Genomic DNA, 24,808 nt, shown 5'->3' on the forward strand with positions numbered 1-24,808 from the left:
GTTCACCAATCCCTGTCTGTGTCGCCGGCGAATTCGGATTCCAGCTCTTCGACCTGGTCCTGGTCCAGGGCGAGCAAGGGGAAGTCGGAGGGGGTGTGGCCGCCGGACCCGGGGTCCTCCGCGTGCGCGGCGATTCCGGCGAGCGTGTCCATCCACAGCCGCCCGATCTCGTCGATCTCGGACTCACCGAGTATCTCCGGCAACCACCCCAGGGACAGAGTCAGAATTGAACAGTCGGACAGGTCCCGCACCGCCGCCGACACCTCCAGGGCGTGCAGCGCGGGCATCTCCGCGTCGCCGCGCCCGCCCATCGCCCGAGGCTGCCAGTGGTCGGCGTTTCCGCTGCCCGAGCCCGTGGCATAGGCGAATCTGCCGAGATAGTTGAACGCGATCTGCGGCGCCGGATATTTGGACAACGCCGGCCGCGACTCGGGATCGGAATAACGCAGCAGTCCATAACCGAGACCGTCACCGGGAATGGCGCGCATCTGTTCCTTGACGCGTTTGACCAGCGCGCCCGCCCCGGTCCCGCCGCGCCGGACGTCGGCGAGCGGCATGTCGCCCGCGGCGAGCCGCACCGGGTAGACGCAGGTGAACCAGCCGACCGTCCGCGACAGGTCGCCCACGCCCCCGGACCGGCCGTGCCCCTCGACGTCCACGAGGAAGCCGCGGTCGGCGCCACCGCTCCAGGCGTGCAGGGCTCCGGTGAGCCCGGCGAGGAGCACCTCGTTCACGCCCGCGTGGAACAGGCCGGGGACCACTCCGAGGAGCGCGGCGGTGACGTCGGCGGGGACGGTGAGGGAGACGCGGCGCATCGCGGACTCCCGGTCCCGGCCCGCTTCCACCGCGCGGGCGCCCGGCAGGCCGTGGCCGCCGTCCAGGAGCGCCGTCCACGCTGCTCGTTCGGATCGCCGCGCGGCGGTCTGGTCGTCCAGCCAGCGCGCCCAGGCCCGGAAGCTCTGGGTCACCGGGTCCAGCACGACCGGACGGCCGTCGGCCAGCGCTTCGTACGCGGCGGCCAGGTCGGGGAGCAGGACCCGCCACGACACGCCGTCGGCGACCAGGTGGTGCACGACGACCAGGAGCCGTCCCGCCACCGCCGGGCCGCGGTCGAGCCAGACCAGCCGCAGGACCCGGCCGCGCCGCGCGTCCAGGCCGGCGGCGCCCGCGTGGGTCTCGACCGCCTTGCCCAGCGCCTCCTCGTCCATCGTGGACGCGTCGACGCGGGTCACCAGGTCGGCCGCCGCGACCGAGCCCGCCGGGCCGACCTCGATCACTCCCTCGCCGAGCCGGGCCCGCAGCATGTCGTGATGGTCGAGGACGGCCTGGAGGGCGGCCTCGAGGCGGTCGAGTGTCAGGTCGGGCGGCACGTCCGTGACCGTCCACTGGCACAGGTCTCCGGCGAGGGCCCGCGGTCCGCCCGCCTCGGCCAGCCATCGCATGACCGGCGTCAGCGGGACGGTTCCGGTGCCGTCCGCGCCGGTCCCGGCGGTGTGCGGGGTGGTGTTCTCGGTCCGGGCGACCCGCGCGATCCCCGCAGGGGAGACGAACTCGAAGACGTCCTGGGCGCTGATCACCACGCCCGCGCGCCGTGCCCGCGCCACCAGCTGCATCGACATGATCGAGTCGCCGCCCAGGTCGAAGAACCCGTCCTCGACCCCGACCCGCTCCAACCCCAGAACCCCGGCGAACAGATCACACAAAGCCGCTTCCAGCTCCGTTCGCGGCTCCCTGCCGGTGACCGCCCCCGCGAAATCCGGAGCGGGGAGAGCCGCCCGGTCGAGCTTGCCGTTCACCGTGACCGGAAGCGCGTCCAGCGCCACCACGGCCGACGGCACCATGTACTCCGGCAGACGATCAGCCGCGAACCTCCGCAACTCCTCCGGCGCGGCATCGGCAACCACATACGCGACCAGGCGCTTCTCACCCGGACGGTCCTCACGAGCGATGACCGCGACCTGCCCGACCGCCTCATGACCGGCCAGCACGGCTTCGACCTCACCCGGCTCCACACGGAAACCACGGATCTTCACCTGCTCGTCCGCACGACCCGCGAACACCAACTCGCCGCCGCCCGTCCACCGGGCCAGGTCACCCGTCCGGTACATCCGGCCGCCGCCGAACGGGCACGCCACGAACCGTTCGCCCGTCAGGCCCGGACGGCTCTGGTAACCGCGCGCCAGACCCGCGCCCGCCACGTACAGCTCACCGACCGCACCGGGCGGGACGGGCCGGAGGAACTCGTCCAGGACGAAGACGCGGGTGTCGGCGAGCGGACGGCCGATGGGCAGCGCCCCTCCCGCGTCCGCGCCAGGTGCGAGCAGGTGGCCGGTCGCGCACAGGGTGATCTCGGTCGGCCCGTACAGGTGCCGGATCTCCGCCTCCGGGTTCGCCTCCCGCACCCGCGCCACCGCCGCCGGGGGGACCACGTCGCCGCCGGTCAGCAGGTTCGGCACGCCCGCGAAGGATCCGGGGTCCTCGTCCGCGAGGACCCGGAACGCCCCGGCCGTGACGTGCAGGGCCGTCAGGCGGTGCTCGGCGGCCAGGTCGCGCAGGACGGCCCCGTCGAGTTCGACGCCGGGGGGCGCGACCACGACCCGTCCGCCGCGGGCCAGCGGCACCCACAGTTCGAACACCGACGCGTCGAAGGCGAACGGCGCGTGCATCAGGACCCGCGCCGACTCGTCCAGTCCCCACCAGGGGTCCGAGACGAGCGCGGCCAGTCCGGCGTGCGTGACCGTCACGCCCTTGGGCTCGCCCGTCGACCCGGACGTGAACATCACATAGGCCGGGTCGTCGCCCGAGAGCGCCACGTCGACCGGAGCGGTCTCGGGCGTTTCGGATTCCAGCCACTCCCCGGCGGCCTCGGACGTGACGACGGCGGCGACCCGGGTCTGGTCGAGCACGGACCCGCGCCGCGCCTCGGGCCAGGAGGGGTCGAGGGGGACGTAGGCGGCACCGGCCCGCCAGACGCCGAGCAGCACGGCGACCAGGTCGGCCGACCGCTCCATCTCCACGCCCACGCGGTCGCCGCGGCGCACCCCGGACGCGGTCAGCCGCGCGGCGATCCGGCGGGACGCCGCGTCCAGGTCACCTCGGGTCCGGCGGGCCCGTCCGGCCACGACCGCCGTCGCCGCCGGGTTCCGGACGGCCCAGTGCTCCACGAGCGCGGGGACGGGGGGCGACGCGACGGGGCGTCCGGTGTCGTTCCACTCCTCGACCACCTGGACGCGTTCACGCGCGGTGAGCACGGGCACGCCGCTGGGCCGCAGCCCGGGGTCGGCGGCGAACGCCTCCACCACGCGGACGAACCGGTCGGCCAGCAGGCGGACGGTCTCCGGCTCGAACAGGTCGGCCGAGTACGCGACGTACCCGCGCATCCCCCCGGCCGCGCCGTCGTCGTCGCGTGCTGCGGTGAGGCTGAACGACAGGTCGAACTTCACCGCGTTCGTGCCGACGTCCAGCCGCTCCACGCGCGCGTCCGCGAGCGTCCACGGTTCGGGCGCCAGATCCTGGACGCCCAGGGAGACCTGGAAGAGCGGGTGCCGGGCGAGGGACCGCTCGGGGGCCAGCTCGTCCACCAGGCGCTCGAAGGGGACGTCCTGCCCGACGTAGGCGGCGAGGTCGGCCTCGCGGACCCGTTCCAGCAGGTCGGTGAAGGCGGGGTCGCCGCTCAGGTCGGTCCGCAGCACCAGGGTGTTGACGAAGAATCCGGCGAGGCCGTCGAGGGCGGCGTCCCCGCGTCCGGACACCGCCGTCCCGAGCGGCACGTCGTCGCCCGCGCCGAGCCGCGACAGCAGCACCGCCAGCGCCGACTGGACGACCATGAACAGCGTCGCCCTCCCCCGCCGTGCCACCTCGACCAGGCGGGCGTGGGTCTCGGGCCCGATCTCGAAGGGGACGCGTCCGCCGCGATGGCTCGCGACCGCCGGACGCGGACGGTCGTAGGGCAGGGGCAGCTCGGCCGGAAGGTCCGCGAGCGCCGCGCGCCAGTGGTCGAGCTGGGTGCGGAGGAGGCTGCCGGCGTCGTCCTCGTCGCCGATCGTCTCGCGCTGCCACAACGCGTAGTCGGCGTACTGGACGGGCAGCGGCGTCCAGCGCGGGGCCTCGTCGCGGCGGCGGGACGCGTAGGCGGCGGACAGGTCCCGGGCGAGCACGTCCATCGACCAGCCGTCGGCCGCGATGTGGTGCACGACGACCACCAGGACGTGGTCGCGCGGCGCGATCCGCAGCAGTTCCGCCCGCCACGGCGTCTCGGTGGCGAGATCGAAGCCCTGCTCGGCCAGGTCGGCGACGCGTTCCGCGACGGCCGCCTCCGCGGTCTCGTGGATCGTGAGGCGCAGTCGGGCGGCGGGCCCTTCCAGCACGTGCTGGTACGGGTTTCCCTCGACGTCGGGGAGGATCGTCCGGAGGGTCTCGTGCCGGTCGGCGACGTCGTTCAGCGCCGCCTCCAACGCGGAGACGTCCAGGTCACCCCGCGCGCGCAGCGCCAATGGGACGTTGTAGGTGCCGTCGGCGTCCTCGAGCCGGTTGAGGAACCACATCCGCAGCTGGGCGGACGACAGGGGGACGCGTTCGGGGCGCTGCCTGGCCGCCAGGACCGGACGCCGGGCGGCGTCCCGCCGGGTCAGGGCGGCCACGCCCGCCGGGCTCGGCGAGCCGAACAGCTCGCGGATCGTGATCTCGGCGTCCAGGACGGCGCGGATCCGGGCCACGAGGCGCATCGCGAGCAGGGAGTCGCCGCCCAGGTCGAAGAACCCGTCGTCGGGGCCGACCCGTTCCACGCCCAGGACCTCGGCGAACAGCCCGCAGACGATCTCCTCGACCGCCGTGCGCGGCTCACGCGCCGAACCCGGGGCGGCCAGATCGGGCGCGGGAAGTGCGGCCCGGTCGAGCTTGCCGTTCACCGTGACCGGTAGGACGTCGAGCGCAATCACGGCCGAGGGGACCATGTACTCCGGCAGCCGCTCAGCCACGAACCTCCGCAACTCCTCCGGCGCGGCATCGGCGACCACGTAGGCGACCAGCCGCTTCTCCCCCGGACGGTCCTCACGAGCGATGACCGCGACCTGCCCGACCGCCTCATGACCGGCCAGCACGGCTTCGACCTCACCCGGCTCCACCCGGAAACCACGGATCTTCACCTGCTCGTCCGCACGACCCGCGAACACCAACTCGCCATCGCCCGTCCACCGAACCAAGTCCCCGGTCCGATACATCCGGCCACCGCCGAACGGGCACGCCACGAACCGCTCCGCCGTCAGCGCAGCACGTCCGAGATATCCACGTGCCAGCCCTGCACCGGCCACATACAGCTCGCCCACAACACCCGGAGCCACCGGACGCAGGAAACGATCCAGGACGAACACCCGCGTGTTCGCCAACGGACCACCGATCGGCAACACACCCACACCACCCGAGCCGACCGTGTGACCCGTCGCGCACAACGTGATCTCCGTCGGCCCGTACAAATGCCGCACGACCAGCTCAGGACACGCCTCACGGACACGCGCCACCGCCGACGGCGGCACAACGTCACCACCGGTCAGCACCTCGCTCAGCGAGGCGAGACACTCCGGGTCCTCATCGGCCAGGACCCGGAACATGCCCGCCGTGACATGGACGTGCGTCATCCCGTGCCGTTCCGCCACGTCGCGCAGGACGGCCGCGTCCACCTCGCCGGGCGGTGCGACCACGACCCGCCCGCCGTGCGCGAGCGGCACCCACAGCTCGAACAGCGAGGCGTCGAACGCGAACGGCGCGTGCATCAGGACGCTCGCGGACCCGTCCATCCCCCACCACGGGTCCGACACCAGCGACGCCACGGCCGCGTGCGTGACCGCGACGCCCTTCGGGACGCCGGTCGACCCCGACGTGAACATGACATACGCCAGGTCGTCGCCCGTGACCGGCACCGGTGGGCGGACGGGGCCGCCCGGGGAGGCCGCGACGTCGATCAGCCGACCGGCGTGGACGTCCGGGAGCGCGCTCAGAGTCGCCGCCGTGCCGAGAACGACGGACGGGGACGCGTCGGCGAGCAGGTGGGCGACGCGTTCGGCCGGTTGACCGGCGTCGATCGGGACGTAGGCCGCGCCCGCCCGCCACACTCCCAGCAGCGCCGCGACCAGTTCGGCCGAGCGTTCCAGGGCGACGCCGACCCGGTCGCCGCGTCGCACGCCGTGCTCGGCCAGCAGCGTCGCGATCCGTCCGGCCTCGGCGGCGAGCCCGGCGTGGGTCCAGTGGACGGCGTCGGCGGTGACGGCGGTCGCGGACGGCGTCTCGCGCTCCCACCGTTCGAGGAGTTCGGGCACTGCGGGAACGGGTATCGGGCGGCCCGTCCGGTTCCAGTCGGTGACCACGCGCCGCCGCTCGTCGGCGGTGAGCATGTCGAGCGCGCCGACGCGGGCCGCCGGGTCGTCCGAGACCTGCTCCAGGACGCGCACCAGCCGGTCGGCCAGCAGCCTCGCGGTGGACGCGTCGAACAGGTCGGCGGCGTAGGCGACCGTGCCGCGCGTCCCGGACAGGGTGAAGGTCAGGTCGAACTTCACCGCGCCGGTGTCCACGGGGATCTCGACGGCGGTCGTGCCCGCGAGGTCCCAGTCGGCCGCGGGGAGGTCCTGGACGCCCAGCGACACCTGGAACAGGGGATGGTGGGCCAGCGACCGGCTCGGGGCCAGCTCCTGGACGAGCCGTTCGAAGGGGACGTCCTGGTGGGCGTACGCGGCGAGGTCGGTCTCGCGGACGCGCTCCAGCAGCTCGCCGAAGGTCGGGTCGCCGCTCACGTCGGTGCGCAGCACCAGCGTGTTGGCGAAGAACCCGACGAGCCCGTCCAGCGCGGGTTCGCCGCGTCCGGCGACGGCGGTGCCGACGGGGATGTCGTCGCCCGCGCCCAGTCCCGACAGCAGCGCCGCGAGCGCGGCCTGGACGACCATGAACAGGGTCGTCCGGTTGCGCCGGGCCAGACCGTTGAGCGCTTCGAGGGTGTCCGGGGCGAGGTCGAACGCGACGTGGCCGCCCTGGTGGGTCGCGACCGCCGGGCGGGGACGGTCGGCGGGCGGTTCGAGGAGGTCGGGGGCTCCGGCGAGCGTGGTGCGCCAGTGGGCGAGCTGCGTGGCGACGAGGCTGCCGGGGTCGTCCTCGTCGCCCACGACCTCGCGCTGCCACAGCGCGTAGTCGGCGTACTGGACGGGCAGCGGCGCCCAGTCCGGCGCCGCGCCCCCGCGCCGTGCCGCGTACGCGGCGGACAGGTCACGGGCGAGGACGCCCATCGACCAGCCGTCGGCCGCGACGTGGTGCACGACCACCATCAGCACGTGCTCGACCGCGGTGGTGTCCTCGGCGGGGGCGAGCCGCCACAGTCCCACCCGCCAGGGCGGCTCGAGGCCGAGGTCGAAGCCGCGCCCGGCCGCCTCCCGGAGCGCGTCGCCCAGGTCATGTTCGCCGACCTCGCGCACGACGAGCGCCGGGTACGCCTCCGGCCCGGTCAGGACCCGCTGGCACGGTTCGCCGTCGTGATCGGGGAGGACGGTGCGGAGGACCTCGTGCCGGTCGGCCACATCCCGGATCGCCGCTTCGAGCGCCGAGACGTCCAGTTCACCCCGAAGCCGGACGGCTACCGGCACGTTGTAGAGGCCGCCCGCGTCCTCCAGCCGGTTGAGGAACCACATGCGGGCCTGGGCGTAGGACGGCGGCGTCGGCTCGCGGCGCGGACGGGGCGCGAGGGCGGGGCCGGACGCGCCGGGCCCGCCCAGGCCCGTCAGGGCGACGAGTCCGGCGGGGGTCGGGTCCTCGAACACGTCGGTGACGCTCAGGTCGGCGCCGAGGGCCGCGCGCACGCGCGCGACCAGCCGCATCGCCAGCAGGGAGTCGCCGCCGAGGTCGAAGAACCCGTCGTCCACGCCCACCCGGTCGAGGCCGAGGACCTCGGCGAACAGGCCGCAGGCGATCTCCTCCACGGCGGTGCGCGGTTCGCGGCCCGCCGTCGCGGCGTGGCCGGGGGCGGGCAGGGCGGCGCGGTCGAGCTTGCCGTTCGGCGTCACCGGCAGTTCCGGGACGGCGACGACCGCGGCCGGGACCATGTACTCCGGCAGCCGCCCGGCGACGAACCGGCGCAGGGCGACGGCATCGACGGCCGGTCCGCCGTCGCCGTCCCCACCGGCCGCCACCACGTAGGCGACCAGGCGTTTGTCCCCCGGACGGTCCTCGCGGGCGATCACGGCGACCCCGGCGACGGCGTCGTGCGCGGCGAGGACGGCCTCGACCTCCCCCGGCTCGATCCGGAACCCGCGGATCTTCACCTGCTCGTCGCCGCGTCCGGCGAAGACCAGCGCGCCGTCCGGCGTCCAGCGGGCCAGGTCGCCCGTCCGGTACATGCGCCCGGCGGCGAAGGGGCACGCCACGAAGCGTTCGGCGGTCAGCGCGGCGCGGCCGAGGTAGCCGCGCGCGAGGCCGCTGCCCGCGACGTACAGCTCGCCGACGACGCCGGGCGGCACCGGACGGAGCCGGGAGTCGAGGACGAACACCCGCGTTCCGTTCAGCGGGCGGCCGATCGGCAGCGGCGCGGCGTCGGCGGTGGTCACGACGTGGCCGGTCGCGCACAGGGTGATCTCGGTCGGGCCGTACAGGTGCCGGACGAGGGTGTCCGGGCAGGCGGCCCGGACCGCGGCGACCGAGGCCGTCGGGACGACGTCGCCGCCGGTCAGCACCTCGTCGAGGGCGGCGAAGCAGCCCGGGGCCTCGTCGGCGAGCACCCGGAACATGCCCGCCGTGACGTGCACGTGGGTGAGTCCGGCGCCGGTGACCAGCGCGGGCAGCGCGTGCGCGTCCAGGTCGCCGGGCGGCGCGAGCACGATCTGCCCGCCCGCGGCCAGCGGCACCCACAGCTCCAGCACGGACGCGTCGAACCCGTACGGCGCGTGCGCGAGGATCCGGGAGGACTCGCCCAGGCCCCACCACGGGTCCGCGACGAGCGCCGCGAGCCCTTCGTGGGTCACCGCGACGCCCTTCGGGACACCGGTCGACCCGGACGTGTACATGACGTACGCCAGGTCGTCCGGAGCGAGCGGGACCCGCACGGGACGCGCCTCGCCCGCCCGAACCCACTCCCCCAGGACCAGGACGCGCGCCCCTTCGGGGGCCTGCTCTTCCAGGCCCGGGCCCGCCAGCACGATCGCGGCCCCGGTCCCCTCGAGCACCATCGCGCGGCGCGGCGCGGGCCAGGACGGATCCACCGGAACGTAGGCGGCACCGGCCTTCCAGACGGCGAGCAGCGCCGCGACCAGCTCGGCCGAGCGTTCCGCCGTGACGCCCACGCGGTCCCCGCGGCCGACACCGGCCTCGGCGAGGCGGGCGGCGATCCGGTTCGCGGCGGCGTCCAGCTCGCCGTGGGTCCAGCGGAGGTCGCCCGCCTCCACGGCCACCGCCGCGGGCGCTCCGGCCGCCCGCGCCTCGATCAGGTCGCGGGCCGTCGCCCCGGCGGGCGCGGGGCCGGGGTCCTCTCCTCGGGCGACGATGAGCCGCCGTTCCGCGCGGGTCAGCACGTCGACGTCGCCGACCGGACGCTCCGGGTCGGCCGTGACCTGCCGCAGGGCACGGACGAACCGGTCGGCGATCCGCCGCGCGGTCCCCCGGTCGAACAGGTCGGCGGCGAACAGCAGCGTGCCCCGGAGCCCGTGGGTCCCGTCGCGGTCGACGGCCGCGAAGCCGAAGGACAGGTCGAACTTGACGATCTCGGTGTCGACGGGAAGCCGCTCGACGCCGAGCCCGGCCAGTTCCCAGCGGGTCTCGCGGCCGTCGCGCAGGCCGAGCGACACCTGGAACAGCGGGTGCCGGGCCAGCGAGCGGGCCGGGGCCAGCTCCTCCACGAGCCGTTCGAACGGGACGTCCTGGTGGGCGTAGGCCGCGAGGTCGGTCTCGCGGACGCGCTCCAGCAGCTCGCCGAACGTCGGGTCCCCGCCCAGGTCGGCGCGGAGCACGAGGGTGTTGCTGAAGAAGCCGACCAGGTCGTCCAGGCGGGAGTCGTCCCGGCCGGTGACGATCGTGCCGACGGGGACGTCCTCGCCCGCGCCGAGCCGGGACAGCAGCACCGCCAGCGCCGCCTGCAGGACCATGAACGGCGTGGCGCGGTGCCGCCGGGCGACGTCCAGCAGCGCGGCGTGCGTGGCGGCGTCGATGTCGAACGCGACCTGTCCGCCCCGCCGCGCCGGGACGGCCGGGCGCGGCCGGTCGTAGGGCAGGGCGAGTTCGGCGGGCAGCCCGGCCAGCGCCGTGCGCCAGTGCCCGAGCTGCGCGCCGAGCGCGCTGTCCGGGTCGTCCTCGTCCCCGAGGGTGGCGCGCCGCCACAGCGCGTGGTCGGCGACCTGGACGGGCAGCGGCGCCCAGCCGGGCGCCTCGCCCTGGCGGCGCGCCGCGTAGGCGGTGGCCAGGTCGCGGGCCAGGACGTCCACCGACCAGGCGTCGGCCGCGATGTGGTGGACGACCAGGACGAGCACGTGCGCGTCCGGGGCGATCCGCAGCAGGTCCGCCTTCCACGGCGGTGCGGCGGACACGTCGAACCCCCGGCCGGTCAGCTCCGCGACGCGCGCGTCGACCTGGTCGGCGGCGACCTCGTGGACGCCGAGGACGGGCCGTCCCTCCTGGGGCGGCAGGACCCTCTGGTGCGGGACGCCGTCCCGGTCGGGGAAGACGGTGCGCAACACCTCGTGCCGTTCGGCGACGTCGGCGAGCGCGGCCTCCAGCGCCGCCACGTCCAGGTCGCCCGTCAGCCGCAGCGGCAGCCGGACGTTGTAGGCCGCCTCCTGGTCCGCGAGCCGGTTGAGGAACCACATACGCCGTTGCGCGGACGACAGCGGGACGGTCTCGGGCCGCGGCCGGGCCGCGAGCGGCTCCGCGCGCGTGCCGGAGCCCGGGTCCTCCGCGAGCGCCGCCACCGCGCCGGGGGTCGGCGCGGCGAACAGCGCGCGGACGCCGATGTCGGCGCCGACCACGTCCCGCAGCCGGGTGATCAGGCGCATGGCGAGCAGGGAGTCCCCGCCGAGTTCGAAGAACCCGTCGTCCACGCCGACCTGGTCCAGGCCGAGGACCTCGGCGAACACGCCGCACACGATCTCTTCCAGGGGCGTCCGCGGTCCTCGGCCGGTGGTGGCGCGCCCGGCGTAGTCGGGGGCAGGCAGCGCGGCGCGGTCGAGCTTCCCGTTCGCCGTCATCGGGATCTCCGGCAGCGCGACAACGGCCGCCGGGACCATGTGCTCGGGCAGCCGCCCGGCGGCGAAGTGCCGCAGTTGCCGCTCGTCCAGGCCGTCGCGACTGGGCACGACGTAGGCGACCAGGCGTCCGTCCCGCGCCACCACCGCGACCTGTCCGACCTGCTCGTGCTCGGCCAGCGTCGCCTCGATCTCGCCGGGTTCGATCCGGAACCCCCGGATCTTCACCTGGTCGTCGGCCCGCCCGTCGAACACCAGCTCCCCGCCGACGGTCCAATGCGCCAGGTCACCGGTCCGATACATCCGCTCCCCGGAAACACCGAACGGACACGCCACGAACCGTCCGGCAGTCAGCCCGGCCCGCCCCAAATACCCCTGAGCCAGCCCACGCCCCGCAACGAACATCTCCCCCGTCACACCCGGCGGAACCGGCTGCAAGAACTCGTCCAGCAGAAACACCTGCGTATTCGGAAGCGGACGCCCAATCACACTTCCCACCCCCGCAGCAGCCGATTCCTCATCCAATCCGAACTCGGTGACGTGAACCGTCGTCTCGGTGATTCCATACATGTTCACCAGTGAGGGAGCGTCGTCGTCGAAACGCGCGTACCAGGGAGCCAGGCGGCCCGGTTCCAGGGCTTCGCCGCCGAACACCACATACCTCAATGCCAAGCCGTCCGACGCCACCGGCATCAGCTGGTAGAACGCCGACGGCGTCTGGCTCAGCACCGTCACCTGCTCATCCACCAGCAACGAAGCGAACCGTTCCGGCGAACGACTCGTCTCGAAATCCACCACCACGACACGCCCACCCGTCAGCAGCGGGCCCCACAACTCCCACACCGAAAAGTCGAACGCATACGAATGGAACAACGACCACACATCACCAGCACCGAAACCAAACTGCCCAGCAGCCGCACACACCAACGCGACCACATTTGACTGCGGCACCACCACACCCTTCGGACGCCCCGTCGACCCCGACGTGTAAATCACATACGCGGGAGCCGCGCCGGGCGTCCGAATGCCGGTCGGGGGGACCTCGGCGTCGGCGAGTCCGGTGTCCAGGGAGACGCGGGCGGGTGCGTCCGCCGGGAGCCCGGCGAGTGTCCGCTCGGTGCCCACCACGGCCGCCGGACGCGCGTCGGCCAGGACGTAGGCCACGCGGTCCGCCGGGGAGTCGACGTCCACCGGCACGTACGCCGCGCCCGCCTTCACCACACCCACGATCGCCGCGACCATCCACGCCGAACGCGGCAACAGCAGCGCCACCGACGCCCCCGGCCGGACACCGCACTCGGCCAAGGCGTGCGCGACGCGATCGGCCTCGGCGTCGAGCTCCGCATACGTCCAGCGCGTCTCACCCGACACCACCGCGACCGCGTCCGGCGCCCCGGCCACACGCTCCTCGAACAACTCCACCAACGACACATCCGGCACCGGAACCGCCGTGTCGTTCCATTCGCGCACCACCTGCGCACGTTCGGGTCCGGTGAGGACGGCGAGGTCCGCGACCTTCACCGAGGGGTCGTCGGCCACCTGCTCCAGGACGCGCAGCAGGCGCGCCACCAGGGTTTGGGCGGTGGACGGGTCGAAGCGGTCGGTGGCGTACTCGAGGAACCCGTCGAGGCCGTCGGGGGTGTCGCCGACGTTGAAGAGCAGATCGAACTTCGAGCCCTGGACCGCGCCGAGCCGGACCGGCTCCGCGCACAGGCCGGGCAGGTCCCAGACCCCTTCGGGGGCGTTCTGGTAGGCGAACATCACCTGGAAGAGCGGGTGCCGGCCGATCGACCGGGCCGGGGCCAGCTCGTCCACGAGCCGTTCGAACGGGACGTCCTGGTGCGCGAAGGCGGCCAGGTCGGTGTCCCGGACCCGGCTCAGCAGGTCGGAGAAGGACGGGTCGCCGCTCAGGTCGGCGCGCAGCACCAGCGTGTTGACGAACGAGCCGACCAGGCCGTCGAGCGCGGGGTCGTCCCGTCCGGCGACGACCGTCCCGAGCGGCACGTCGGCGCCCGCGCCGAGCCGTGACAGGAGCGCCGCCAGCGCCGCCTGGACGACCATGAACAGCGTCGACCGGCCACGCCGCGCGACCAGGGCCAGGCGGTCGCGGGTCGCGGCGTCCACGGTGAGGGCGACCCGTCCGGCCGGGGACCCGGTGGCGGACGACCGGGGCCGGTCGGCGGGCAGCGCGATCTCCTCGGGCAGTCCGGACAGGGCGGCCCGCCAGTGCTCGAGCCGCCCGCGCAGCGCGCCGTCCGGGTCGTTCTCGTCGCCCAGCCGGTCCCGCTGCCAGAGCGCGTGGTCGGCGTACTGGACCGGCAGCGGCTCCCACGCGGGCGCCGCTCCGTCCAGCCGTGCCGCGTAGGCCGCCGACAGGTCGTGGACCAGCACCCCCGTCGACCAGGCGTCGGCGGCGATGTGATGCACGACGATCACCAGCAGGTGCTCGTCCGGGCCGAGCCGCAGCAGTTCCGCGCGCCAGGGCGGGGCGGCGGACAGGTCGAACCCCCGCCCGCAGATCTCGGCGATCCGCCCGGCGGGGTCCTCGCCGGGCAGGTCGTGCCGGACGAGGCGTGGACGCGCGCCGGTGAGCACCCGCTGCCAGGGCACGCCCTCGTCGTCGGGGAAGACGGTGCGGAGGGTCTCGTGCCGGTCCTCGAGGTCGCCCAGGGCCGCTTCGAGCGCGGTCGGGTCCAGGTGTCCGCGCAGGCGCACGGCCAGGGGCACGTTGTACACGGCCCCCGCGTCCTCCAGCCGGTTGAGGAACCACATGCGCGCCTGCGCGTACGACAGCGGCACCCGTTCGGGACGGTCCGCCGCCCGCAGCGGGACACGTTCCCCCGCGGTCTCGGCGGAGGCGAGGGCGGCGAGCCCGGCGGGGGTGCGGGCGGCGAAGACGTCGGCGACGGTGAGGGCGGTGGGCAGCGCGGCTCCGAGCCGGGCCGCCAGCCGCATCGCCTGCAGCGAGTCGCCGCCCAGGTCGAAGAAGCCGTCGTCGGGGCCGACCCGCTCCAGGCCGAGCACGTCGGCGACGAGCCCGCACACGATCTCCTCGGCGGCGGTGCGCGGCGCCCGGGACGACGAAGCGTCGCCCCGGTCGGGAACCGGGGCGGGAAGCGCGGACACGTCGAGCTTGCCGTTGACGGTGAGCGGCAGGTCGTCCACCAGGACGACGGCGGACGGCACCATGTGCTCCGGCAGCCGTCCGGCGACGAAGTCCCGCAGCCCCGCCGCGTCGAGTCCCACGACGTCCCCGGAGGCGGCGGGAACCGCGTAGGCGACCAGCCGCCGGTCGCCGGGACGGTCCTCACGGGCGACGACGGCGGCCCGGCGGACGCCGGGATGCGCGGTGAGCGCCGCCTCGACCTCGCGCGGCTCGATCCGGAAGCCGCGGACCTTCACCTGGTCGTCCGCGCGTCCGGCGAAGACCAGCTCGCCATCGGCCGTCCAGCGGGCCAGGTCGCCCGTCCGGTACATGCGGCCCGGGGTGAACGGGCACGCGACGAACCGCTCGGCGGTGAGGCCGGGCGCGCGCAGGTAGCCGCGGGCCAGGCCGGTGCCCGCGACGTACAGCTCGCCGGTCGCGCCGGGCGGGACGGGACGCAGGAAGCGGTCCAGGACGTAGACCTGGGTGTCGTCCATCGGACGGCCGATCGGGACCGGGCCGGGACCGACGTCCTCGCCGGGTTCGATGACGTGCTGGGCGCAGTTGACGGTCAGCTCGGTCGGCCCGTAGGCGTTGACCACCCGGGCGTCCGGATGCCGGGCCCGCCATTCCCGGAGGGCCTCGCCGAACAGCGCCTCGCCGCCGACGACCAGGTCGCGCGTCGGGGACAGCTCGTCCGGCAGGTCGGTCAGCACCGACAGGTGGCTCGGGGTGACCTTCATGAACGTGGCGGGCTCGGCGCGCAGCCGTTCCAGGGCCGCGGGCGCGGGCGCGTCGAGGCCGGTCAGCTCGATCCGCCCCCCGGTCATCAGCGGCGTGTAGAGGCCCGTCACGGTGAGGTCGAACGCCAGCGGGCTCGGCACGATCGCGGCGCCGTCCGCCGCAGGGTAGGCGCGGATGCTGAACCGCAGGTAGTCCACCACCGACCGGTGGGACACGACCACGCCCTTGGGCCTGCCCGTCGACCCGGAGGTGTAGAGGACGTACGCGGGATGGTCCGGGGCGAGCGGGACGACCCGGTCGGTGTCGTCCGGCGGGGTGGACGGGAAGGTCTCCAGACCGCTCGCGGGATCGTCCAGATCGACGCGCGGAACGTCGATGCCGGAGCCGGAGACACCGAGGACCAGCGCGGGCCGCGCGTCCTCGAGGGTGCGGGCGACGCGCGCCGCCGGATGGGCGGGGTCGATCGGCAGGTAGGCGGCGCCGGCCTTCAGCACGCCGAGGACGGCGGCCACCATCCACACCGACCGGGGCATGGCGACGGCGACGACCTGCTCCGGCCCGACGCCCCGCGCGATCAGCAGCCGGGCGACGCGGTTGGCGGCGGCGTCGAGCTCGGCGTAGGTCCAGAGTCCGTCGGCGGCCCCGACCGCCGTCGCGTCCGGGGTGCGGGCGGCCTGGCGTCCGAACATCTCCGGGAGCGTCCTGGGCGGGGTGTCCCGGTCCGCCCGGGGCCGTCCGGTCGCGTTCCAGTCCACGGTCACGCGCTGGTGCTCCGCGCGTTCGAGCAGGTCCGGGCCGCCGAGGCGCAGGGACGGGTCGGCGGTGAAGCGTTCCAGGAGCCGGGCCAGCCGTCCGGCGAGGGAACGGGCCGTGCCGTGGTCGAACAGGTCGGTGGCGTAGGTCAGCTCGCTGTCGTGTCCCGCGAGCCGGAACCGCAGGTCGAGGTCGGTGTGCTCCGGTCCGGCGGGGATCTCGGCGATGTCCAGGCCGGCGAGTTCCCACCGGGGACGGCCGGGCCCGCCGACGTCCAGGCCGACCTGGAACAGGGGGTGCCGGGCGCGCGACCGGGCCGGGGCCAGCAGCTCGACGAGCCCGGCGAACGGCGTGCCCCGGTGCGGCAGGGCGGCCCGCTCCGCGTCGCGGACCCGTACGGCGAGCTCGCCGAACGTCCCGCCGCCGGGGACGCCGATCCGGCTGACCGTCCAGTCGGTGAACGGCCCGACCAGCGCGGCGCCGGTCGCGTCACGGCCGTCCACGGCCACCCCGACCGGGATGTCGTCGCCCGCGCCGAGCCGCGACAGCAGGACCGCGAGCGCGGCCCTCGCCTCGGCGCCCTCGACGCCCGGAGGCGCCGCGAAAGCGACCCGCCCGGCGGCACGGGACGCGACCGCGGGACGGGGCCGGTCGGCGGGCAGGACGAGCCCGTCCGGCAGCCCGGCCAGCGCCGTCGTCCAGAAGGCGAGGTCGGCGTCCGCCGATCCGGCCCGTTCGGCGAGCCGCCGCGCCGCGTGCTCGCCGAACCGCGAAGGCCCCCACCCCGGATCCCGGCCGTCACGCCGCGCGGCGTAGGCCGTGGCCAGGTCGCGGGCCAGCACGGACGCCGACGCCTCGTCCGCGGCGATCCGGTGGACGACCAGGACCAGCACGTGCTCACGCGGCCCCACCCGCAGCAGTTCGGCGCGCAGCGGCGGCTCGGAGGTGAGGTCGAACCCCCGTCCGGCCGCCTCGGCCACCCGCCCGTCCAGCTCCTCCGGGACAATGTCCCGGACATCCGGCGCCGGCGGGAGGTCCGGCGGCACGCGCGTCCCCGGAACGCCGTCGTCCTCGGGGAACAGCGTCCGCAGGACCTCGTGGCGGCGGGCCAGGTCGCCCATAGCCGCGCTCAGGGCCGCGGCGTCCAGGTCGCCGCGCAACCGCAGCGCCACCCGGACGCCGTGGTGCCCGCCGCCCGCGTCCAGCCGGTCGAGGAACCAGAACCGCGTCTGCGCAGGCGACAACGGATCAGACATCTTCCACTCCGTCCATGAACCGACTGGGGCGGGCCTGGGGCGCGGGCGACGGCCCGCGACGGCTCAGACCTGCCGCCGGATGAAGAACTTCTCGCCGGGGGCGTGACCGGCGTGACCGGGACCGCCGAAGCCGTGACCGGCGTTGCCGGGACCGAGGTCGCCGGGGCCGGGCTCGCGGTCACGCGGCGCCATCGGCCGTTCGGGCGGCGCGGTGGCCCGGCCGTTGGCCTGCCCCGCGTACTGGGTGCGGTACAGCTCGGCGTACAGGCCGCCGCGCTCGATCAGCTCCTCGTGCGTGCCGCGCTCGGCGATGCGCCCGCCGTCCACCACCAGGATCTGGTCGGCCTCCCGGACGGTCGACAGGCGGTGCGCGATGACCAGCGACGTCCGGCCGCGCAGGGCGGCGGCGAGCGCGCGCTGCACGGCCGCCTCCGACTCGGAGTCCAGATGCGCGGTCGCCTCGTCCAGGACGACGATCGGGGGCGCCTTCAGCAGCAGCCGGGCGAGCGAGACGCGCTGCTTCTCCCCGCCCGACAGCCGGTAGCCGCGGTCGCCGACCACGGTGTCCAGGCCGTGCGGGAAGGACTCGATCAGGTCCCAGATCTGCGCGGCCCGGCACGCCTCGGCGAGCTCCTCGTCGGTGGCGTCCGGCCGGGCGTACAGGAGGTTGGCGCGGATGGTGTCGTGGAACATGTGCGCGTCCTGCGTGACGACGCCGACGGTGTCGCGCAGCGAGTCGAGCGTCGCCTCCCGCAGGTCGCGTCCGCCGATCCGGACCGTCCCCGAGGTCGGGTCGTACAGCCGGGACACCAGGTGGGTGACCGTGGTCTTGCCCGCGCCGGTGGGGCCGACCAGGGCGGTGAGCCCTCCGGCGGGGGCGCGGAAGGTGACCTCGTCCAGCACCTGCGCGGACGGCCCGACGCGTTCGCCCGCGGGCAGCGCGATCGACTCCAGGGACGCCAGCGACACCTCGTTCGGGGCCGGGTAGCGGAACGACACGCCCTCGAACTCGATGTCGGGGGCCGGGTCGCGGGACACCTCCAGCGTGACGGCGTCCGGCCGTTCGGCCACGACCGGCTCCAGGTCCAGCACCTCGAAGACCCGGTCGAAGCTGACCAGCGCCGTCATCACGCTCACCTGGACGTTGGCCAGGCTCGTGATCGGCCCGTACAGCCGGGTCAGCAGGGTGGCGAGGGCGACCATCGAGCCGATCTGGAACGCCCCGTGGACGACCAGCGCGCCGCCGAGGCCGTAGGTGAGCGCGGTGCCGAGCGCGGCGAGCAGGGTGAGCGCGACGAACAGCACCCGCCCGTAGACGCCCGCGACGATGTTGATGTCGCGCACCCGCCCCGAGCGCGCCGCGAACATCCGGGTCTCCTCGGCCGGACGGCCGTAGAGCTTGACCAGCATCGCGCCCGCGACGTTGAAGCGCTCGTTCATCATCGAGCCCATCTCGGCGTTCAGCTGCATCGACTCGCGGGTCAGGCGCTGCAGCCTGCGCCCGACCACGCGGGTGAGCACGACGAACAGCGGCAGCAGCACCAGCGAGGCGAGGGTGACCTGCCAGGAGAGGTAGAACATCGCGCCCAGCACCAGGACCACCGACAGCACGCTCGACAGCACCTGCGACAGGATCGAGGTGACGGCCTGCTGGGCCTCGATGACGTCGCTGTTGAGGCGGCTGACCAGGGACCCGGTCTGCGCGCGGGTGAAGAAGGCGAGCGGCTGGCGCTGCACGTGGGCGAACACCTTCACCCGCAGGTCGTAGATCAGCCCCTCCCCGACCCGGGCCGAGAACCAGCGCTGGACGAGCACGACCAGCGCCTCGAACACCGCCAGGCCCGCCACGGCGGAGGCCACCGCGACGACCAGCCCGGTGTTCCGGGGCAGCACCCCCTTGTCGATGATCACCTTGAGGAGGAAGGGCCCCGCGGCCGCCGCGGCGGCGTCGAGGACGGTCAGCACCAGCAGGGCGAGAATGCTCCACCGGTAGGGGCGGGCGTAGGGCAGGATCCGGCGGACGGTCCCGCGGCGGATGCGCTGCTTGGTGAGCTCCTCATCGCCGAATCCACGGAACATCACCGCGCCTGGGGGTCCGAGCTGGGCCACTGCGGCCTCCCGTTCGTGATCGGTTGACTGGGGGACGGCGGGTCGCCGGGGACGCCTCCGCCGCGAACGCGTCCGCCGTCCGCGCCGCCTTCGCCGGCTCCGCCGCGGGCCTGGCCGCCTTCGCCGCCTCCGCCGCGGGCCGGGCCGCTTCCGCCGCCGGTTTCCGCCGGTTGGAGAGTAGGTCGCGGCGGGCGCTGACCAACAGCCGCGGGAAGGTCATTTCCGGACGCCGGACGGATGCGGGGAAAGGGCGAGCGGAAGACTGTGCATACCGGTGAGGAAGTTGGAATGGATGTACTGTTCCGGGCCCGTCTGCCGGAGCGATCCGACGCATTCCCGCAGCCCTTCCAGCATCGCGATGATCTCGACACGGCCGAGGTGGGCGCCGAGGCAAAAATGCCGTCCGTAGCCGAGCGCGAGGTGCCGGTTCGGAGTGCGCGCCAGGTCGAACCGGTCGGCGCCGGGGAACACCGACTCGTCCTGGTCGGCCGACACCAGCCACAGCGTGACCAGGTCCCCGGCGTTGATCGTCCGGCCGCGCAGCTCGACGTCGGTCAGGGCCGTCCGGCCGAAGTGCATGGTCGGGGTGGTCCAGCGCAGGACCTCCTCGGCGGCCGTCTGCGCCGTCACCGCGCCGCCGCTGAGCGCGGCCCACTGGTCGGGGCGGCGGGCGAGCTCGCGGGCCGCGCCGGTCATCGCCAGCCGCCCGGTCTCGTCCCCGCCCATGATCAGGCTGTAGCAGTTCAGGACGATGTCGACGTCGTCCAGGCGCCGCCCGTTCACCTCGCCGGCGGCCATCAGGCTGATCGGATCGTCGCCGGGGGCGCGCCGCCGCTCCTCGACCAGGTCGCTGAAGTAGACCATGATCTCGTTGCGGGCGGCCCAGTCCTCACCGGCCTCGGGGTCGGCGTAGTCCGAGGCCAGGGCCGACTTGGTGAGGCGCAGCACCGCGGGCCGGTCGGCCGGCGGCACCGCCAGCAGGTCGCAGATGGTCTCCAGCGGGATCACCGAGGCGACGTCCCGGGCGAAGTCGCACTCGCCGCGTTCCACCGCCTCCAGCAGCAGCCGCCGCGTGGTGCGGCGGACCCGTTCCACCACGCCGGTGAGGGCGCGCGGCGCGAACGCCTGCAGCAGCAGCCGGCGCAGGCCCGTGTGGAAGTCGCCGTCGGAGACCGCGAGCATCCGCCCGGCGCCGGTGTCGCCGCCCGCGAGCATCGTCGCCAGGACGTTGCCCTGCTCGGAGGTGAAGCGCTCGTCGTCCTTGAGGACGGCCGCGACGTCCTCGTGGCGGGTCAGCACCCAGAAGCCCGGCCCGGCGGCGGTCGCGGGGTGGCGGTGCACCGGGTCGTCCGCGCGCAGCCTCCGCCACACCGCCGTCATATCGTGCTCGGCATAGGTCGCCGGATCGGCCAGATTCGGAACCGCGATCCCGGTCGGCGCCATGGCCCCTCCACTTCTCACCGGAGTTGTCCGCCGCTGTTCGGCGGCGACTCCCGGCGATCGTGCCGCCGTTTTCGCCGCGAAGTCCACGACGCCGCCTTTGACACCGCACTCACCGAACGGCACGCGCGGGATTTTCCACTTGGACGGCCGGGACAGGACGGTCCAACCGTTCAGGATGAATGGTTGGACACGCCCTTGGACCGAAACACCCCTGGACACAAAAACCCCCGCACACACTCACCGCCCGCGGGCCGGTTTTTGTGCCGGTCCGCAGGCGGTGAGTGCCACGGGGGTCGAGACGCCGGGAAGCGCGCGAAATCAGATCAGGCGGTGGTGGCCGGGTCAGGCGGTAGTAGCCGGGTCAGGCGGTGGTGAGGGCGACCGTCGGGGACACCCGCGCCGCCCGCGCCGCCGGGTAGATCCCGGCGATGGTGCCGATGACGAGCGTCGCGCCGATCCCGCCGAACAGTGCCCAGGACGGCACGACCGGCGGCCAGCCCCGGTACGAGGCGAACGCGAAGGTCGCCGCCGCGCCCAGCACCGCGCCCACCACGCCGCCGAGCGCCGACAGCAGCAGCGACTCGGCGAGGAACTGGGTGCGGACCTGGCCGCGGGTCGCGCCGAGCGAACGCCGCAGGCCGATCTCGCGGCGGCGCTCCAGCACCGAGATCACCATCGTGTTCGCCACCCCGACGCCGCCGACCAGCAGCGCGACCGCGCCGAGGCCGAGCAGCAGGTTGGTGAACGCCCCGGCCGCCGCCGCCTTGGCCGCCAGCGCGTCCGACGGACGGCTCACCTCCACCTGCTCGGGGTTGCGCGGGTTGATGGTGCGCGGCAGCACGGACCGGACGTCCCGCACCGCCGTGTCGGCCGACCGCTCGTAGATCGTGGTCGGGTGCCCGTCGAAGCCCAGGTAGCGGGCCGCGGCGTCCCAGCCCACCAGCGCCGAGCGGTCCACCTCGGGCGCGAGGGGCAGCGGGTTCAGCACGCCCACCACGGTGAACCAGCGGTCGCCGATCCACACCTGACGTCCGACCTTCTGCACGCCGAGCCGCCGGGCGCTCTCCGCGCCGAGCACCACGGCCGGATACCGCTGGGTGGCCGAGTCGAGCCACACCCCGGTCCGCATCGAGCCGTCCAGGGTGTGCAGCAGGTCCGCCCCGGTCGCCTGCACCGCGATGCCGCTGGTGTTCGCCTTGTCGATGTAGTTGGTGCGGCGCACCGACGCGTCGGTGCGCCCGGTCGCCGAGGCCTCGGTGACCGGCCCGATCCGCCGGGTCATCTCCACCGAGCTCGTCGGCAGCTTGGCGTCCTCGCCGAACAGGGTCCGGCCGGGCTGGGCGGTCAGCATGTTGGTGCCGAGCGTGTCGAGCTGGTGCAGCAGCTGCTCCTTGCTCGACGCCGAGATCCCGATGACCGCGACCATCGTCGCGATGCCGATCGCGATCCCCAGCGCCGACAGGAACACCCGGGTCGGACGGGCACGCAGGCCCGTCATCCCGACACGCACCACGTCCCGGCCGCTCATCCGGGCCGGGACCAGCCGGGGCCGCCGCCCGCCCTGGCCCGTCCGCCCGTCCCGGCCCGTCCGCCCGTTCACCGCGCGGCTCCGCGCAGCTCGGCGAGCGCCTGGCGGCCGGTGCCGGGACCGTCGTCCGACACGATCAGGCCGTCGCGGACCCGGACGCGGCGCGCGGCCCACTCGGCGATCTCCATGTCGTGGGTGATCACCACGATCGTGGTGCCCGCCCGGTGCAGGTCGCGCAGCACCTCCAGGACCTCCGCGCCGGACCGCGTGTCGAGGTTGCCGGTCGGCTCGTCGGCGAGGAGCAGCTCCGGCTCCCCGACCACCGCCCGCGCGACCGCGACGCGCTGCTGCTCGCCGCCGGACATCTGGTGCGGACGGTGCCCGACGCGGTGCCCGAGCCCGACCCGCTCCAGCGCGGCCCGCGCCAGCTCGCGCCGCGTGCGCAGCGGGACGCCCCGGTACAGCAGCCCGTCGGCGACGTTGTCGAGGGCGCTCACCCCGACGGCGAGGTGGAACCCCTGGAACACGAACCCGATGTGGCGGGCCCGCAGCGCCGACAGCTCCCGGTCCGACAGCTCGGCGACGTCGTATCCGGCGATACTGACGGTTCCGCCCGACGGCCGGTCCAGCGTGCCGACGACGTGCAGCATCGTGCTCTTGCCCGACCCGGACGGGCCGACGATGGCGGCCAGCTCGCCGCGCTCGACGAGCAGGTCCACCCCGCGCAGCGCCTGCACGTCGCCGGGGTAGACCTTGGTGACGCCGCCGAGTTCGATGATCGCCGAGTCCTCCGCGTCCTCGCGCGGCGCGTTCTCCGGTGTCATGACGTGGGCACCCCGACCTTCATGCCCTCGCGCAGCCCCGCCCCGGTGATCTGCACCCGGCCGGAGCCGAACTGGCCGAGCTGCACCGGGACGACGCGGCTGGCCGTCCCCTCCACCACCTCGACGCCGAAGCCGCCCTCGCGCAGGCCGAGCAGCGCCTCGATCGGCACCGACAGCACGCCGCGCACCCGCGCCGACTCCATGTCGACGGTGACGGGCGCCTGGTCGAGGTTGCCGGTGCCGCCGCGGTCCAGGGTGATGTCGACGTCGATCGTCGAGCTGTCCTTGTTGCTCTGGTCCTTGCCGGCCTTGGCCACCGTCCCGACACGGGTGATGTGGCCGGCGGCGCGGCGTCCGTTGGGCAGCGCGACGCTGACCGCCGCGCCCTTGCGGGCGAGGCTCTGCTTGGAGGCGTCCAGGTCCACGTGGACGACCGAGCGGGTGTCGCTGACCGTCAGGATCGGCCGTCCCCTGCCGGTCGGCTGCCCGGCGGGGCTCTTGATCTCGCTGATCCGGACCGGGCCCGGCTCGAACACCACCTGGCTCGCGTCCACGCTGCCGGTCTCGGGCAGCCCCATGTCGTGCTGCCAGTCCTCCACGGCGGCGGTCGTCGCGGACGTGAAGTCCTTGTCGACGGTCATGTCGTCGCCGTAGCCGAGGTCCCTGAGGTTCTGCTCCAGCTCCCTGACGTCCGGGCCGTCGTCCACGCCCGCGCTGAGGGTCCGGTAGAGCGGCAGGGACCCGTACATCAGGACGACCCGCTTGTTGTCGATCCGGTACAGCGTCTTGCCCTGCCTGATCGTGGAGCCCTCGGCGGGCGTCTTGGTGACCGTGCCGGACGAGCCGGACACGAGCGCCCGGCTGTCGGAGTAGGTCAGCTTCCCGTCCACCGACTCGGTGTCGGCGACGTCGCCCTTGGTGATCGCCGCGGTGGCGGTCGGGAGCGAGGACTTGGGCGCGGGCGCCCCGCCGTCGTCCCGGGTGAGGACGTACGCCGTCGAGGCGCCCACGACCGCGACGACCGCGAGCCCGGCCACGATCACCTGGCGGCGTCGCCGCCGGTGGGAGGCGATGACGGCCCGGGGAGCCGGGGACGTGGGCGGCGGCGACGCCGCGAGCGCGGACTCCCCCGGCCGGTCCCCGTTCGTCTCGCCCTGGCCGTCCGCCGCGAAGAGGCCGCCGGTGGCGGTCCGCCCGTCCTGCGGGTCCGGGGCGCTGAGGCCGTCGGTTCCCGGTCGTCCGCCGGGTTCGGCCGGCCCGGCCTGCCCCGGTGGACCTGTCAGCGGGTTCAATTCCCACCCCCGGGCAGGAAGTGGTTGCACTGCTGCTGCGCGGCCTGCAGCTTGTCGCGGGACGCGCCGCTCGGGATCTGCATCTGCCCGCCGGGGCCCGGGTCGGGGATGTTCACGCCGTGCTCGCGCATGCACTTGGTGAACTTCAGCATCGCGTCCTGCACCTTCGGGTCGTTCGGATTGATCGGCCCGCCGCCCTGCTGCATGATCGGCTGGCACTTCTGCGTCGCCGCCTGGAGCTTGCTCTTGTCCACCCCGGTGTCGGTGATCCGGGCGGGCTGGCCGGGCTGCGGGTCGGGCATGTTGATGCCGTTCTGCCGCATGCACTGCGCGAACTTGACCTGCGCGTCCTGGGGGTTGGCGGGGGCCGCCGACGAGGCGTTGCCCGCGTTGCTCGGCTGGCCGCCGCCGCTGGCCACGCCGTCGTCCTTCTTGTCGCCGCCGCAGGCCGACATTCCCAGCACGAGCGGCACCAGAACGGACAGGAACATCACTCGGTTTCTCATCATCGCC

At 74.4% G+C, this 24,808-nt stretch carries 7 protein-coding genes; all 7 read right to left on the bottom strand.

Translation table 11 applies throughout. From position 1 onward, the window contains the following. Positions 1-2: 2 nt before the first annotated feature. On the bottom strand, positions 3-17,099 hold the full coding sequence (locus P696_RS45585) for a non-ribosomal peptide synthetase (RefSeq protein WP_084337528.1): 17,097 nt from the start codon (positions 17,097-17,099) through the stop codon (positions 3-5). Between the two features lie 63 nt (positions 17,100-17,162). After that, entirely contained in the window at positions 17,163-19,178 is a 2,016-nt protein-coding gene (locus P696_RS0114890; RefSeq protein ID WP_034485106.1) for an ABC transporter ATP-binding protein, read from the bottom strand. A gap of 246 nt (positions 19,179-19,424) precedes the next feature. Beyond that, positions 19,425-20,651, bottom strand: a complete 1,227-nt coding sequence (locus P696_RS0114895; RefSeq protein WP_026412968.1) for a cytochrome P450 — start codon at positions 20,649-20,651, stop codon at positions 19,425-19,427. A 361-nt stretch (positions 20,652-21,012) separates the two neighbouring features. Continuing rightward, entirely contained in the window at positions 21,013-22,179 is a 1,167-nt protein-coding gene (locus tag P696_RS0114900) for an ABC transporter permease (protein ID WP_051467720.1), read from the bottom strand. Positions 22,180-22,247: 68 nt separating this feature from the next. Further along, on the bottom strand, positions 22,248-23,003 hold the full coding sequence (locus P696_RS45590; protein ID WP_051467630.1) for an ABC transporter ATP-binding protein: 756 nt from the start codon (positions 23,001-23,003) through the stop codon (positions 22,248-22,250). Beyond that, complete coding sequence (locus P696_RS0114910) at positions 23,000-24,295, bottom strand: peptidoglycan-binding protein (protein ID WP_245627668.1); 1,296 nt, start codon at positions 24,293-24,295, stop codon at positions 23,000-23,002. The genes P696_RS45590 and P696_RS0114910 overlap by 4 nt, the downstream gene beginning before the upstream one ends. Beyond that, positions 24,292-24,786 (bottom strand): hypothetical protein, encoded by a 495-nt coding sequence (locus tag P696_RS0114915; protein ID WP_051467631.1) that lies wholly within the window; start codon positions 24,784-24,786, stop codon positions 24,292-24,294. The genes P696_RS0114910 and P696_RS0114915 overlap by 4 nt, the downstream gene beginning before the upstream one ends. Positions 24,787-24,808 lie beyond the last annotated feature (22 nt).

The organism is Actinomadura oligospora ATCC 43269, from assembly GCF_000518265.1.
GTDB classification, from domain to species: domain Bacteria; phylum Actinomycetota; class Actinomycetes; order Streptosporangiales; family Streptosporangiaceae; genus Spirillospora; species Spirillospora oligospora.